The sequence below is a fragment of the Komagataeibacter kakiaceti JCM 25156 genome (assembly GCF_000613305.1).
In genome coordinates this window covers 1-988 of sequence record NZ_BAIO01000700.1, presented here as the reverse complement: position 1 = coordinate 988, position 988 = coordinate 1, and the positions used below count along the sequence as shown (strand labels likewise).

1 protein-coding gene is annotated in these 988 nt (G+C 70.0%); it reads right to left on the bottom strand.

Annotated elements, in window-relative coordinates; all coding sequences use genetic code 11:
• Window positions 1-894 (bottom strand): extracellular solute-binding protein (locus JCM25156_RS18090; protein WP_407637142.1); only part of this gene is annotated, 894 nt, incomplete at its 3' end.
• Between the last annotated feature and the right edge of the window lie 94 nt (window positions 895-988).

Genomic DNA, 988 nt, shown 5'->3' with positions numbered 1-988 from the left:
CTGCCAGAACTGTACATCCATGGGCAGTACGGTGCCCGGCGCGGTCCCGGCGGGCTGCTGCGCGGCGGGATAGCGGGCCAGGAAATCAGCCTGCCGGCCGGGCTGGACAATGAAGTGCAGCAGGTTGCGCGACTGCACCAGCTGCTCCGCCGACTGGCCCGCCACCACCCCCCATGACAGGCCATAGGACAGCGCCATATCCGTATTGACCCCGATCGTGTCGCGGCGGCGCGGGGCGATGGTGCGCACCGCATCCGCCGGCGCGCTGCTCATCAGCACCTGTCCGTGTTCAAGAATGCCGGCCGCATCGGCGGGCGTGGACCACCATGTTATGTAAGGCCGCAACTGGCTGAGCTTGCGAAAGGCGCGGTCCACCCCTTCCGGCGTGGCCAGCAGGCCATAGACATCGGCAGGGGCCACGCCATCGGCCATCAGCGCGATTTCCAGCGTCGTGCGCGGGTCGCGCCGCAGGCCACGCTTGCCGGGAAAACGCACGATGTCCCAGAAATCGGCCCAGCGCGGCGCCGTCCTGCGCCATGCCTGATCCCATGCCACCACCACCTGCGTGGTCAGCCCCGGCGCGCCGCAGCCATCGGGGTTGGTGCTGCTGCCCGCCAGATGCACGACCAGACCCTGCATGCAGGCGGCGCGGATGGTGCTATCCTCGGTAAAGACCAGTGACCAGGGGCCGCCGCTACCCGCGTGCAGCCCGTGGCTGTCCAGTTCCGCCAGGGTACCGCTCCAGACCCTGCGCGCCACCGCCTGACCCGACGCGCGGGCGAAAGGCTGGAAGAACGCCATGTTCTGCGCCTGCTCGAGCCGCGAATCCATGGTCGCCACCACCAGGGCGGGCCTGGCGCGCACATGCGCGGCCCTGCCGCACGCAGGCAGCACGAACAGGCCACCCACCGCCACAAGCAGGGGGAAACAGGGCGGAGCGGAGGGGACGGCTGGGCACGAACGGGGGGCGCGAACTGGGGCACGGACA